The sequence below is a fragment of the Streptomyces sp. NPDC052042 genome, assembly GCF_044548345.1.
In the GTDB taxonomy this organism is placed as follows: domain Bacteria; phylum Actinomycetota; class Actinomycetes; order Streptomycetales; family Streptomycetaceae; genus Streptomyces.
Genome location: NZ_JBIUBU010000008.1, coordinates 268,455 through 281,928, shown reverse-complemented (window position 1 = coordinate 281,928; position 13,474 = coordinate 268,455). Strand labels below are relative to the sequence as shown.

Annotated in this window: 10 protein-coding genes; 6 read left to right on the top strand and 4 right to left on the bottom strand. The window is 71.8% G+C overall.

Annotated elements, in window-relative coordinates; translation table 11 throughout:
* Positions 1-538: 538 nt before the first annotated feature.
* Positions 539-802: a WhiB family transcriptional regulator gene (locus ACIHCL_RS16735; RefSeq protein ID WP_030927001.1), complete on the bottom strand. Its 264-nt coding sequence runs from the start codon at positions 800-802 to the stop codon at positions 539-541.
* Between the two features lie 732 nt (positions 803-1,534).
* Between ACIHCL_RS16735 and ACIHCL_RS16730 the strand changes: the two genes are divergently transcribed.
* From ACIHCL_RS16730 to ACIHCL_RS16720, 3 genes are all read left to right on the top strand, one after another.
* Complete coding sequence (locus tag ACIHCL_RS16730) at positions 1,535-2,116, top strand: cysteine dioxygenase (protein WP_399862262.1); 582 nt, start codon at positions 1,535-1,537, stop codon at positions 2,114-2,116.
* A 177-nt stretch (positions 2,117-2,293) separates the two neighbouring features.
* On the top strand, positions 2,294-3,250 hold the full coding sequence (cofD, locus tag ACIHCL_RS16725) for a 2-phospho-L-lactate transferase (RefSeq protein ID WP_399862261.1): 957 nt from the start codon (positions 2,294-2,296) through the stop codon (positions 3,248-3,250).
* On the top strand, positions 3,247-4,620 hold the full coding sequence (locus ACIHCL_RS16720) for a coenzyme F420-0:L-glutamate ligase (protein WP_399862259.1): 1,374 nt from the start codon (positions 3,247-3,249) through the stop codon (positions 4,618-4,620). Before cofD ends, ACIHCL_RS16720 begins: the two co-directional genes overlap by 4 nt.
* Before the next feature lie 125 nt (positions 4,621-4,745).
* On the opposite strand, the gene ACIHCL_RS16715 is transcribed toward ACIHCL_RS16720, so the two are convergent.
* From ACIHCL_RS16715 to ACIHCL_RS16705, 3 genes are all read right to left on the bottom strand, one after another.
* The gene (locus tag ACIHCL_RS16715; protein WP_399862257.1) at positions 4,746-5,744 is read right to left on the bottom strand and encodes a DNA-3-methyladenine glycosylase family protein; all 999 of its coding nucleotides are present in this window, start codon (positions 5,742-5,744) and stop codon (positions 4,746-4,748) included.
* A gap of 222 nt (positions 5,745-5,966) precedes the next feature.
* Positions 5,967-7,058, bottom strand: coding sequence for a sugar phosphate nucleotidyltransferase (locus ACIHCL_RS16710; RefSeq protein WP_399862255.1), 1,092 nt, complete (start codon positions 7,056-7,058; stop codon positions 5,967-5,969).
* A gap of 205 nt (positions 7,059-7,263) precedes the next feature.
* On the bottom strand, positions 7,264-8,982 hold the full coding sequence (locus ACIHCL_RS16705; protein ID WP_399862253.1) for a peptidoglycan recognition protein: 1,719 nt from the start codon (positions 8,980-8,982) through the stop codon (positions 7,264-7,266).
* Between the two features lie 137 nt (positions 8,983-9,119).
* Between ACIHCL_RS16705 and ACIHCL_RS16700 the strand changes: the two genes are divergently transcribed.
* From ACIHCL_RS16700 to ACIHCL_RS16690, 3 genes are all read left to right on the top strand, one after another.
* A complete protein-coding gene (locus tag ACIHCL_RS16700; RefSeq protein WP_399862251.1) occupies positions 9,120-9,872 on the top strand; it encodes a TIGR03089 family protein in 753 nt (250 codons plus the stop codon).
* 181 nt (positions 9,873-10,053) lie between these two features.
* The gene (locus tag ACIHCL_RS16695; protein WP_399862249.1) at positions 10,054-11,343 is read left to right on the top strand and encodes an LCP family protein; all 1,290 of its coding nucleotides are present in this window, start codon (positions 10,054-10,056) and stop codon (positions 11,341-11,343) included.
* Positions 11,344-11,565: 222 nt separating this feature from the next.
* A complete protein-coding gene (locus tag ACIHCL_RS16690) occupies positions 11,566-13,437 on the top strand; it encodes an LCP family protein (RefSeq protein ID WP_399862247.1) in 1,872 nt (623 codons plus the stop codon).
* The last annotated feature ends 37 nt before the right edge of the window (positions 13,438-13,474 follow it).

The following is a 13,474-nucleotide window of genomic DNA, read 5'->3' as shown; positions in this document are numbered from 1 at the left end:
GGGAGCGGGAGACGGAACGACCGACGGGCGAGGGGGCGGAACGGCCGACGGACGAGGGTGCGGAACGACCGACGGGTGACCGGGAGCGGGGTGGCCGGGGCGGACCGGAGCGGCTGCGGGGCGATCACGCGCGGCACGGGAGCGGGGGTGACGGGCGAGGGGCTGCACGGGGGCGGGTGGCGGCGAACGGACGGCCGCACGGGAGCGGACAGCACAGGTCGCACCGTGGGTGACGACACGTCGGAGCGCGGCACACGCCGATGGCCCGTCATCCGCGAGGAGGGGCGGGCGACGGGCCATGGTCGTACGGCGGGTCCGGAGGTCTGGTGGGTCTGGCAGGTCCGGAGGTCCAGTGGGTCGCGGATCCGGACGTCCGGCCTTTGTGAGGTGTGGCGCGGTTGCCGTGCAGGACTCTTGTGACGCACGGTCACGATGCCCGTCGGCATCGCTCCCTCGCCGTCTCTGGCCGCTCCGCCCGCCGCGTTCACGGCCAGTGGGCGGTGGTGGCGACGGCCTCGGGGCGGCGATCTCCCTCAGGTCAGACGGCGGCCTTCTTCAGGCGACGCCGCTCACGCTCCGAGAGTCCGCCCCAGATGCCGAAGCGCTCGTCATTGGAAAGGGCGTACTCAAGGCATTCGGACCGCACTTCGCAGGCGAGGCAGACCTTCTTCGCCTCGCGGGTGGATCCGCCCTTCTCAGGGAAGAAGGACTCGGGATCGGTCTGGGCGCACAGTGCGCGCTCCTGCCAGCCGAGTTCCTCGTCCGCGTCCTCGACCAGCAGTTGCTGGAACAGCTCGGTCATGTGCGCCCCTCGTCTGTCTCTTGCGTGCCCGTGATGCAGCCGTTGCTGATGACGGCCGAACGACACGAGTGAAATTACAAGTGTGTATCTCCAGGCCAGTCAAGCGAGGATCTGCTATCGGCTCCGGTATTCACTCTGCGGAACCAAGGGTATGCGGAAAGTGTGCAAATCAGCAAAAAGCTGACATCTACCGTCGACCGCCTCACACCCCCTCAACAGAGGAGACGAGTCAGGCCGCCTCCACGTTTCGGCCCGGCCGTCGAAGCGATCAAGATCACAGGCAGATCACGAAGGCCCGACGGGGTTTACCGGTGCGGTTGATGCGCCACATCTCCGCCACCGTGGCTGAATAAACCTTTCTTCACCCCATTCAGGCGAATGGGGTGAAACATTACTCACAAATGAGACATCAAGTTGACACGAGTAGGGCTGAGCCGGTCTCCTTGGCCCCATGCCAGCGATCTCAGCGACGTACGCCACCCATGTCCGTGGGTTCCGCACGCCCGCCCAGGACCGCTGTCGCTGTTCCCGCTGTCACAGCTGTTGATGCCCTAGGGCTCCGGCTCTGATCCAGCCCCTCCCGCAAGGCTCCCACCGCAGAGCATCCGCGCAAGGCGTGTCCGCCGAGGTCTCCTCTCTTCCGCAGAGGCTCCCTTCCCGGCGCTCGTACGGCTCTCCGGTGTCCTTCCGCGCCCCCGCACATGCACCCCATGCCGAGGAATCACCGCTTCCATGAACAGCGACAGCGACCTTCAGATCGCCGGCGACATCCTTGAGGTCCAGCACCTCCTCCAGCCCGCCCGCGAGCACCCGTCCACCGTGGCCGAGTTCGCCGGGCTCGCCCGCCGTATCGCCGCCGACCGCGCGCAGTGGGCGCCGCTCATCCGCTATGACGCCACCACCCGCTGGTACCACCGACTGCGCGCCGTTCCCCGGGAGCTCGGCTCCGGCCGGGCGGGCAGGACCGCACCCGCTTACGAGATCTGGCTGCTGAGCTGGCTTCCCGGCCAGGGCACCGGGCGCCACGACCACGGCCCGTCCTCCGGGCTGCTGACCGTCCTGGACGGCCGACTGACCGAGCACGCCGAACGCGGCACGCGCGCGCTGGCCCCCGGAGCACAGCGAGTCTTCGCGCCCGGCTCCGTGCACGAGGTGATCAACGACTCCCTCGAACCGGCCGTCAGCCTGCACATCTACTACCCGGGCCTGACCGAGATGCCGATGCACGCGGCGCACCACGCCCCGCAGACCGTGAACGCCGTGCCCGTGAGCGCCGGCACCGTGCCCACGGCCGCGGACGCCGTGGGCGGCTGACTCCCCACCCGTCGCATACATCGTCCACCGCCACCCCCACAAGGACCAGGCTCCGCCTGACAGTCCCACCCGTCACCCACCGCCACCCCCACAAGGACCAGGCTCCGCCTGACAGTCCCGCCCGTCACCCACCGCCACCCCCACAAGGACCAGGCTCCGCCTGACAGACTGTTGGGCATGCGCATTGTGGTTCTGGCCGGTGGTATCGGTGGTGCTCGTTTTCTGCGCGGCCTCAAACGGGCCGCGCCCGACGCGGACGTCACGGTCATCGGCAACACCGGCGACGACATCCATCTGTTCGGGCTGAAGGTCTGCCCGGACCTCGACACCGTCATGTACACCCTCGGCGGCGGCATCGACGAGGAGCAGGGCTGGGGGCGCGCGGACGAGACCTTCCACGTCAAGGAGGAACTCGCGGCGTACGGGGTCGGGCCCGGATGGTTCGGCCTCGGCGACCGCGACTTCGCCACACACATCGTCCGTACGCAGATGCTGGGCGCGGGCTATCCGCTGAGCGCCGTCACCGAGGCTCTCTGCGCGCGGTGGAAGCCGGGCGTCCGGCTGCTGCCGATGTCCGACAACCGGGTCGAGACGCATGTGGCCGTCGATCTGGACGGCGAACGCAAGGCGATCCACTTCCAGGAGTACTGGGTGAAGCTGCGCGCCTCGGTCGAGGCGCAGGCGATCGTGCCGGTCGGCGCCGAGCAGGCCAAGCCGGCGCCGGGCGTGCTGGAGGCCGTCGCGGATGCCGATGTCGTCCTCTTCCCACCGTCCAACCCCGTCGTGTCGGTGGGGACGATCCTGGCCGTGCCCGGGATCCGGGAGGCGATCGCCGAGGCCGGAGTACCGGTCGTGGGCCTCTCCCCCATCGTCGGGAACGCGCCCGTGCGCGGCATGGCGGACAAGGTACTCGCCGCGGTGGGCGTGGAGTCGACGGCGGCGGCCGTGGCCAAGCACTACGGCTCCGGGCTGCTCGACGGCTGGCTCGTCGACACGGTGGACGCCGCGGCGGTCGACGAGGTGGAGGCCGCGGGCATCCGCTGCCGTGCCGTGCCGCTGATGATGACGGACGTCGAGGCGACGGCGGAGATGGCCCGGCGGGCCCTGGAACTGGCCGAGGAGGTACGGGCATGAGCGCCGGTGCGCCCCGCGCCGCTGCGGCATCCGGTGAGGCGCTTGGTGCGGCATCCGGCGGGGCGCCCTCGTACCGGGTCTGGGCGCTGCCCGGGATTCCCGAAGTGCGGGCCGGGGACGACCTGGCCAAGCTGATCGCCGCCACCGAACCGGGACTGGTCGACGGGGACGTGCTGCTCGTCACGTCGAAGATCGTCTCCAAGGCGGAGGGCCGGATCGTCGAGGCCGCCGACCGGGAGGCGGCGATCGACGCCGAGACGGTACGGGTGGTGGCGCGGCGTGGCACACTGCGGATCGTCGAGAACCGGCAGGGCCTGGTCATGGCGGCGGCCGGGGTCGACGCCTCGAACACCCCCGCCGGGACGGTGCTGTTGCTGCCCGAGGACCCGGACGGCTCGGCCCGCGCGATCCGTGACGGGCTGCGCGACGCCCTCGGTGTCGAGGTCGGGGTCGTGGTCACGGACACCTTCGGACGCCCCTGGCGCAGCGGGCTCACCGATGTCGCGATCGGAGCGGCCGGGGTCCGGGTGCTGGACGATCTGCGCGGCGGGACGGACGCGTACGGCAATCCGCTCAGCGCGACTGTGGTCGCCACCGCCGACGAACTGGCCGCCGCCGGTGACCTGGTCAAGGGCAAGGCGTCGGGGCTGCCGGTCGCGGTGGTGCGCGGGCTCGGCCATGTCGTGGACCCGGCGGACTCGGCGGACTCGGCAGGCGGGGCACGGGCGCTGGTGCGCGGCGCGGCCGACGACATGTTCCGGCTCGGCACGTCCGAGGCGGTGCGGGAGGCGGTGACCCTGCGGCGCACGGTGCGCGAGTTCACCGACGATCCCGTGGACCCGGGCGCGGTGCGGCGGGCCGTGGCCGCGGCGGTGACGGCGCCCGCTCCGCACCACACGACGCCGTGGCGGTTCGTGCTGCTGGAGTCGGAGGCGTCGCGGACCCGGCTGCTCGACGCGATGCGGGAGGCATGGGTCGCGGACCTGCGCGGGGACGGGAAGAGCGAGGAGTCGATCGCGAAGCGGGTGCGGCGGGGCGATGTGCTGCGCCGGGCGCCGTATCTGGTGGTGCCGTGCCTGGTGATGGACGGCTGTCACACGTACGGGGACGAGCGACGGGACACCGCGGAGCGCGAGATGTTCGTGGTCGCCGCGGGCGCAGGTGTGCAGAACTTCCTGGTGGCGCTGGCGGGCGAACGGCTCGGCTCGGCGTGGGTCTCGTCGACGATGTTCTGCCGTGACGTGGTGCGCGACGTGCTGGGCCTGCCGGAGTCGTGGGATCCGCTGGGCGCTGTCGCGATCGGGCGGGCGGCGGTCGTGCCCTCGGCACGGGGGGCACGGGACCCGGAGGCGTTCATCACGGTGCGGTGAGCGCGGGACGCCGGTCCGCCGTCGCGTACGGGCGCGCGCATCGGCATGGGCAGTACGCACGCGCGCACGGGCATGGGCATGGGCATGGTGCACGGGTCGGAGGACGGCCCGTACGCCGCCCGGGCTCAGAGGCGTGCGATGTCGCCCCGGGACATGCGCGGTGCCCGGCGGGGCGGCACACGGCCGGAGAGCAGGATGAGGCGGGTGGCCCGGTGCCGTTGGCCCTCGTAGGGGGCGAGCAGGGCCAGCATCTCCTCGTCGTCGGCGTGCCGGTTGTCCGCCAGGGCGTGGCCGACGATGCCCGGGAGGTGGAGGTCGCCGACCGTGACCGCGTCCGCTGCCCCGTTCGAGCGCTGAAGGGTCTCGGCCGCGGTCCAGGGGCCGATGCCCGGAACGAGCCGCAGACGGGCCGTGGCCTCCGGGAGGTCCATGGCCGCCGCCTCCTCCAGGCGGCGGGCCACCCGCACCGCGCGCAGGATGGTGGCCGAGCGCTTCGCGTCGACGCCCGCGCGATGCCACTCCCAGGACGGGATCAGCGACCAGGTGCCGGCGTCCGGCATGACGTACAGGCCGAGCGCGGCGAACGCGGCGTCGTCCGTCGGGCCGGGCGCCGGGGTGCCGTGCGTGCGGACCAGGTACCGCCAGGCCCGGTATGCCTCGTCCGTGGTGACCTTCTGCTCCAGCACCGACGGGATCAGCGACTCCATGACCAGCCCGGTGCGCACCAGGCGCAGTCCGGGGCGGCGGTGCCGGGTCACGGCGAGCAGCCGGTGGTACGGGCGGAAGGCGTCCGGGTCGTCCTCAGCGCCGAGCAGGCTCGGGAGGCGGTCGAGCAGCCAGGTCGCGCCGGGACCCCAGGCGGCCGCTTCGACCCGGCCGCCCCGGACCACCAGACGGAGAGTGCCCGGGCCCGTGGGCGTGCGACCGGTCCGCCAGACCGTTCCGTCCGGAGTGATCCGGAAGGTGGGGTCGGCCGGGCCCCGGCGCAGCGGACCGAGGACGAGGCGCAGGTCGAGCGGGCCGGACGGGGTCCAGTCGCGAGTCAGCGCGTCCTTCGCCGGGGCCGCCGCCTGGTGCGGGACGGCCGCGCCGGGGGCGCTGCGGGGGGCGAATCGTCCAGCCACGATGAGGTCCTCGGTCGTCGGGGTGCGTGTCGAGGGTATGCACAGGGGCGGGCGTCCGGCGCGGCGCACCGGGCGCCAGGGCGGGGGCGGGGCCTGGGGGAGGTCCCGCGCGACGGTCCCGCACGGCCGGGCGCCCACGTCCGACGGGAGCCGCTCGCGCGCCGGACTCGTCCACGCGCCGGACCCGTCCACGCGTCGGACTCGTCCACGCGTCGGACTCGTCTACGCGTCGGACGAGAAGCGCACCGCCGCGTCCGGGAGGACCGTCCCGCACCAGACGCGCATGCCGCCCCGCAGTTCGTTGTCGGCGCCGACCCGTGCCCCGTCCCCGACGACCGCGTCGTCGACCACCGTCCGGCTGCCGATCCTGGCACCGGCCCCGACCAGCGAGTCCGTGATCACCGCTCCGGGTTCGATCACCGCGCCGGCCAGCACCGCGGATCCGGTGATGCGGGCTCCCGCGCCGATCCGGGCGCCCTCGCCGACGACCGTACCGCCGGTGAGTTTGGCGTCGGCGGCGACGGAGGCGGTCGGCAGGACGAGCTGTTCGCCGCACCGCCCCGGGACGGCCGGGGACGGGGCTCGGCCGAGCACCAGATCGGCGGAGCCGCGTACGAAGGCCCGCGGGGTGCCGAGGTCCAGCCAGTAGGTGGAGTCGACCATGCCCTGGAGATGGGCGCCGGAGGCGAGCAGTCCGGGGAAGGTCTCGCGTTCGACGGAGACCGGGCGGCCGACCGGGATGGTGTCGATGACCGAGCGGCGGAAGATGTACGCCCCGGCGTTGATCTGGTCGGTGACGATCTGCTCAGGCGTCTCGGGCTTCTCCAGGAACGCGGTGACCCTGCCGGTGCCGTCCGTCGGCACGAGGCCGAAGGCACGCGGGTCCTCGACGCGGGTGAGGTGGAGTGAGACGTCCGCCCCGGAGGCGGTGTGCGTGGCGACCAGGGCTTGGATGTCGAGGCCGGTGAGGATGTCGCCGTTGAAGACGAGCACGGGTTCGTCGGCCCCGGAACCGAGCCGGGACGCGACGTTGCGTATCGCGCCGCCGGTGCCCAGCGGTTCGAGTTCGGTGACGTACTCGATGTGGAGGCCGAGCTTCGAGCCGTCCCCGAAGTACGGCTCGAAGACCTCCGCGAGATACGAGGTGGCGAGCACGACGTGCTCGACCCCGGCGGCCCGGGCGCGTGCCAACTGGTGTGTGAGGAAGGGGACGCCCGCCGCCGGGACCATGGGCTTGGGCGTGTGCACCGTGAGCGGGCGCAACCGGGTGCCCTTGCCGCCCACCAGGAGGATCGCTTCTCTTGCCTGTGTCACAGCGCTGACTCTGCTTCCTGGTGGGGCCCTGCCTGGTTCGGCTGGCCAGTGTATGCAGACCGGTTCCGCCGCACCCGGCTCCGGTCCGCCCTGAGGGCGCCCGGCCGGCCCAGGACGGTCCGCGAAGGAATGTGATGCCCCTTCGGGGCGGCCCTCCGCGGCGTGCCGTCCGGGTGTCCCGCAGTTCGTCCGCTGTCCCCGGGGATCAGCGTCCCTGGAGACGGGCGGAGCTGGTGCGGGCCGAGCCGAGCTTCTGGTAAAGACGCGCTCCGGGGCATTCGGTTGCGAAGCCGTCCCGATGGCCCGAGATGACGTCGAGTCTGACCTCGGTGCCCTTCTTGAACTTGTTGCCGCCGCCCGAGACGAGCGTGGTCCTTCCCCTCGGATCGGCTCCGAACAGGCCGAGCTTCCAGGCGGTGAGTTTGGCGACGGCGTTCACCGCCGCGGCGGACGGGTCGGCGTTGCTGTAGGTGCCGAGCACCACGATGCCCATGCTGTCGCTGTTGAAGCCGAGCGTGTGCGCTCCCAGGACCGCCTTCGTCACTCCGCCTGCCCGCCCTTCGTAGATGGTGCCGCACTTGTCGACGGCGAAGTTGTAGCCGAAGTCCCGCCAGCCGGTGCTCTTGACGTGGTACCGGTAGATGCCGCGCAGGACCGCGGGCGCCTGGGAGCACGTGTAGTTGTTGCCGGTGGCGCTGTGGTGGACGAACGCGGCTTTGACGGTCTTGGTGTACACGAAGGCGCTTTCCCTGAGCTTCTCGTCGGCTCCCCAGCCCTTGCGGGTGATGATGCCCGGCCGGGGGCCGATGTAGGGCTGGGCGCCGGGCGCACGTCCGGTCTCCGCCTCGTTCCGCGCCTCGGTCTCCGCCTTGCCGAGGGCGGAGAGCACGCCCGCGCCGGACGACGCGGTGTCGAGCTGCGGGGTGCCGCCGTTGCCGGTGCCCGATATATCCCACGTGCCACGGACGGCCTCGGCACCCGCGGCGGCCTCCGCACCCGCGGCGGCCACGACGGAATCCGCGAGATCCGCGAGATCCGTGAAGTCCGCGGCGTCCAGGCCGTCCAAGGTCCCGGACCCCTCGCCGGCCCGGGTGGTCCCGGACCCCTCGGCGGTCTCGGTGGTCCCGCTGCCCTCGGTGCGCCGATCGGTCCCGACCGGGGCCCGGCGCGTGTCCTGGCCGGGGTCGACGAGTTCGAGCCGCAGGCCGGTGGGCAGGGACGACGCGGCGGCGGAGGACCGGTCGCGGCTGCCGTGGCCGTCGTGGCTGCCGTGGCCGTCGTGGCCGTCGTGGCCGTCGTGGCCGTCGGCGTGGGGCTCATGGTCGCCGTGGGCATCACCCACACCCCGGGAATCGCCTGCCCGGTGGGGGTCGGTGGCCCCGGGGGCATCACCCGCCCCGTGGGAGTCGGTGACCCCGGGGCGTACGCGTACCGCGACACCGTCCGAGTCGCCGACCCAGAGCGGGGCGGTGGAGCCCCGGACGCCGGACCCGCGCTCGGTGCTCCCGGGGTCGGCGGCGTGCTCGGCGTTGTGCGTCTCCAGGTCCTGCCAGCCGGACCAGCGGTCGGTGTCGCGGGCACGGGTACGGACCTGGACGGTTCCGTGGAGCTCGGCGTCCGGGTCGTCCCAGACGACACCCACCAGGGAGAACGGGCTCACCGAGCGCTCGGCGAGCCCCTGCTCCGCGGCCTCGCCGGTCCGGGTGGAGTCGCCGGTGGCCGGGCCGGAGGGGTCCGCCAGGGGCGCCATCGCCAGGGACTGTGTCGACCCCGGCACCCCGGAGGGCTCGGCGGACTCGGCGGACTCGGCGGACTCGGCGGGGGCGGTGTCGGGTTCGGGGGCCGCGCCCGCGGGGACGGCCGACGGCAGCACGAGAACCGCCGCACAGGTGACACCGATCGAGGATGCAAGGAAAGCACGCATGCGAATAATCCTGGGCATAATCTGACAAATACGTCCACCGATGCGCTCCCCAATACTTGACGCACCGTCTATCGAACCGGCGTACCGACATCCCGTCCGCACACCCCGGCGCACCGCCGCCACGTACCCTTGCGCGGATGAACACCAGCGACCGCACCCCCGCCGACCTGCTGCGTTCCGCACTCGCCGCGGACCCGGCCCGCCCCTTGATCACTTTCTACGACGACGCCACCGGAGAACGGGTGGAACTGTCGGTGGCCACCTTCGCCAATTGGGTGGCCAAGACCGCCAATCTGCTCCAGGGCGATCTCGCCGCCGAGCCCGGCGACCGGCTCGCCCTGCTGCTGCCCGCGCACTGGCAGTCGGCGGTGTGGCTGCTCGCCTGCTCCTCGGTCGGCGTGCTCGCCGACGTGCAGGGCGACCCGGCCGGCGCCGACCTCGTCGTCAGCGGCCCCGACACGCTGGAGGCCGCGCGCGCCTGCTCCGGAGAGCGGATGGCCCTGGCCCTGCGCCCGCTGGGCGGCAGGTTCCCGCAGACCCCCGAGGGGTTCGCGGACTACGCGGTCGAGGTGCCGGGCCAGGGCGACCGGTTCGCCCCGTTCGCCCCCGTGGACCCGGACGCCCCCGCGCTGGCGGTGGGCGGCATCGAGCTGACGGCCGCACGGCTGGTGGCGCGGGCCCGTGAGGACGCGGCCGGCCTCGGCCTGGCCGCCGGGTCTCGGCTGCTGAGCGGGCGTGCGTACGACAGCTGGGAGGGGCTGAGCGCGGGACTGTTCGCTCCGCTGGCCGCGGGCGGCTCCGTGGTCCTGTGCCGCCATCTGGAGCAGCTGGGCGAGGACGGGCTGGCGAAGCGCGCCGAAAGCGAGCGGATCACCCATACCGTGGTATGACAAGAGCCCTGATAGTCACTCATCCGGCCCATACCCGACCGGACTTTCAGGACTGTTCGTCAACTCCGGTGCAGGATCGGCGGTACGGGCCGCCCGGGACACAACCAAGCGTGAGGTTCAGCCGTCTACCCCTGCGACCGGCGGCCCATCGCGCCGCCGAACGTGAAGGATGGACGCAGACGTGAGCGAAAGCGTCGGCCCGCCGGGCGACTCCGACGGCTCGGGAACGAGCCGGGACGCGCCGCGCCCGCAAGACGACCCGGCGGCGGGCCGGGACGCGGACGGCCCGGGTGCCGACACCGGCACCGCAGGACCGGCGGCGGGCCGGGGCACGTCGCGCAGGCGCCGCTGGCCGCGCTGGGCCGCGCTCGGTGCCTCGCTCGTCGTGCTGGCCGCCGCGGGTGTCGGCTCGTGGCTGTACCGGAAGCTCGACGCCAACATCAGGACGGACACCTCGGCCGCCGCCGAGCTGCGGGTGTACGAGCGGGAGCGCCCCGCCCCCGTGGTGCGCAACGCGGAGAACATCCTGCTCATCGGCTCCGACAGCCGGGCGGGCGACAACCGCGCGTACGGCCGCGACGACGGCGGCAGCCAGCGTTCGGACACCACGATCCTGCTGCATCTGGCGGCGGACCGGCAGAGCATCACCGCGATGTCCCTGCCGCGCGACCTGATGGTGGAGATCCCGGTCTGCCACAAGCCGGACGGCACGGCCACGAAGAAGCAGTTCGCCCAGTTCAACTGGGCCTACCAGTTCGGCGGCACCGCCTGCACGATCCGCACGGTCGAGAAGCTGACCGGGATCCGGATCGACCACCAGATGGTCGTGGACTTCAACGGGTTCAAGGACATGGTCGACGCCGTCGGTGGCGTCGAGGTCTGCCTCAAGAAGCCGGTCGACGATCCTGATGCCCACCTGAAGCTGCCCGCCGGACGCCAGAAGCTCGACGGCGAGCAGGCGCTGGGGTACGTGCGGGCCCGCAAGTCCATCGGCGACGGCAGCGACACCGAGCGGATGAACCGTCAGCAGCAGTTCCTGGGCGCGCTGGTGAACAAGATGCAGAGCGACGGTGTCCTGCTCAACCCGGCACGCCTGTACCCGGTGCTGGACGCGGCCACGAAGTCGCTGACCACGGACCCGGGGCTGGACAGCCTCAGGGACCTGTACGGCCTGGTGCGCGATCTGCGCGACGTACCGACCGACCGGATCCAGTTCCTGACCGTGCCCCGGCAGCCGTACGGCCCCGACCCGAACCGGGACGAACTCGTCCAACCCGATGCCAAGCGGCTCTTCGACCGGCTACGCGGGGACGCCCCCGTCGCGGTGGTCCCGGCGGGCCGGCCCGAGAGTGACGACCGGAAGAACAACGGGGAAAACAATGTCTCTGCCGATACGCCAGACGCCGCGGACCCGAACCCCACCCCCACCTATTCAGGCAACAACGCCGCGACGGACCCGTGCCGGCAGTAAAGCAATTCCCAAGCAGAAGCCGCCGATCGGCGCGTAATGACCAGAATGACCAGTTGTAAAGACCGTGGAATTTGTCACGCCCGTCGCTCTACGCCGAACTGGGCCGATAGTGTGACGCGATCCGGTGCTTCCGGCCATCAGGCCGCGCACTTCTGGAGCGATAGATCAGGCGCCTGACCGGGGCAGGCGCCTCGCGTGGCACCGACGGAGGACTCAACAACCGTGGATGCGCAAAGCCGTGGGCGGGCGGATGAATTCGACCCCGCAGACCAGTGGGTGCTCAACCCCGACACCGGCGATTACGAACTGCGACTGAACAATTCCGGAGGGGATTCGGTCGCCGCTTCCCCGGCGCCCGGGCCACGCATCCCCCGTCGCAGAGAAGCAGCGGAAGACTTTCACGACTCCGGCGGCCGGCGCGGAGAAACGGCGCGCGGGGACGAGCGCGGCGGGGCGGATCGCGACGGTGGTCGCCGGGGCACGGCCGACGACGGTCAGCGCCGGAGCACGGCCCACGACGAAGAGGGGCGCGGCCCCACCGCGCCCCGCGAGGTACCGGGGCAGCGGGGCCGCCGTTCGGCGGGGGGCCCGCGTGGCAAGGAGGGATCCGGCCACGGTGCGACGGCGGGCAGGCGTGGCCGGAAGGCCCCCAAGACGCGCCGCCGCAAGGTCCTGCTGTGGACGGGCGGCACGCTGGCCTTCGTGCTGGTCGGCCTGTCGGTCGGCGGGTACGCGCTGTACCAGCACTTCAACGGCAACCTGAGCACGATCGACGTGGGCTCGGCGGGCAACAAGAACGTCTTCGACAACGACGCCCCGATCAACATTCTGATCATCGGAACCGACAAGCGCACCGGCAAGGGCAACGAGGGCTACGGCGACAAGGGCAGCTTGGGCCACGCCGACACCAACATCCTCTTCCACGTCTCCAGGGACCGCACCAACGCGACGGCGCTCAGCATCCCCCGCGACATGATCACCGACATCCCGGAGTGCAGGACCAAGCAGTCGGGCGGGTCGGAGAAGGCCATCCCGGGGACGGCAGGCGTCCGCTTCAACGAGAGCCTCGGCCAGGAGAACCGCGACCCCGGCTGCACCATGCGCACGACCGAGGAGATCACCGGACTGAAGGTCGATCACTTCATGATGGTCGACTTCAACGCGGTCAAGGAGCTGTCGACCGCGGTCGGCGGCGTCCAGGTCTGCCTGGCCAAGCCGGTCAAGGACAAGGACTCGCGCCTGGACCTGTCGGCGGGCGAGCACCGCATCCAGGGCGAGGACGCCCTGGCGTTCGTACGGACCCGGCACAGCTTCGGCAACGAGAGCGACCTGGACCGGATCAAGGTCCAGCAGCAGTTCGTCGCCTCGATGATCCGTCAGATGAAGTCGGACGACACCCTGACCAGCCCGACCAAGCTGTTCAAGCTGGCGAACGCGGCCACCAGTGCGCTCACGGTCGACCAGGGCATCGGCTCGGTGACGAAGCTGACGGAGCTGGCCAAGGAGCTCGGCAAGGTCGACACCAAGAACGTCACGTTCGTGACGGTGCCGGTCCGGGACAACCCGGCCGAGAAGATCCGGGCCACGGTCGTACTGGACAAGCCGAGGGCCGACCCGCTGTTCGCCATGATGCGCGAGGACATCTCCCTGACCGAGGTGAACGCGCGGAAGAAGAAGGCGAAGAGCGAGCAGGAGGCGCTCCTCAAGGGCCCCAAGGCCGCCGCGGCCGACGTGCGGGTCGACGTGTACAACGGCGGCGACATCGGCGGGGCCGCGCAGACGACCGTCACCTGGCTCCAGAACAACCAGGGCGTGCTCAAGTCCACCAACAAGGCCAACGCCCCGGCGAAGACCGCGAAGACGACGCTGGAGTTCGCGCCGAACCAGGCGGACCAGGCCCGCGCCCTGGCCGACATGATGGGCCTGCCCGCCGCCGCGCTGAAGCAGGGCACCACGGACGCCGAGGGGCTGCAGGCGATGGTCCTCACGCTGGGCGCCGACTTCAAGGGCGCGGGTATTCCCATCGCGGCTCCGGCGAAGGCGCCGGAGGGTGTCCAGCAGGCGAACGCCGCCAAGGCAGAGTGCGCCAAGTGACACCTGGTCACCGCGCCACACCACAAGTCCGAACAGC

Coding starts and splice junctions, on each gene's coding strand:
- ACIHCL_RS16735 (WP_030927001.1), bottom strand. CDS start 802: ATGACCGAGCTGTTCCAGCAACTGCTGGTCGAGGACGCGGACGAGGAA.
- ACIHCL_RS16730 (WP_399862262.1), top strand. CDS start 1,535: ATGAACAGCGACAGCGACCTTCAGATCGCCGGCGACATCCTTGAGGTC.
- cofD (WP_399862261.1), top strand. CDS start 2,294: ATGCGCATTGTGGTTCTGGCCGGTGGTATCGGTGGTGCTCGTTTTCTG.
- ACIHCL_RS16720 (WP_399862259.1), top strand. CDS start 3,247: ATGAGCGCCGGTGCGCCCCGCGCCGCTGCGGCATCCGGTGAGGCGCTT.
- ACIHCL_RS16705 (WP_399862253.1), bottom strand. CDS start 8,982: ATGCGTGCTTTCCTTGCATCCTCGATCGGTGTCACCTGTGCGGCGGTT.
- ACIHCL_RS16700 (WP_399862251.1), top strand. CDS start 9,120: ATGAACACCAGCGACCGCACCCCCGCCGACCTGCTGCGTTCCGCACTC.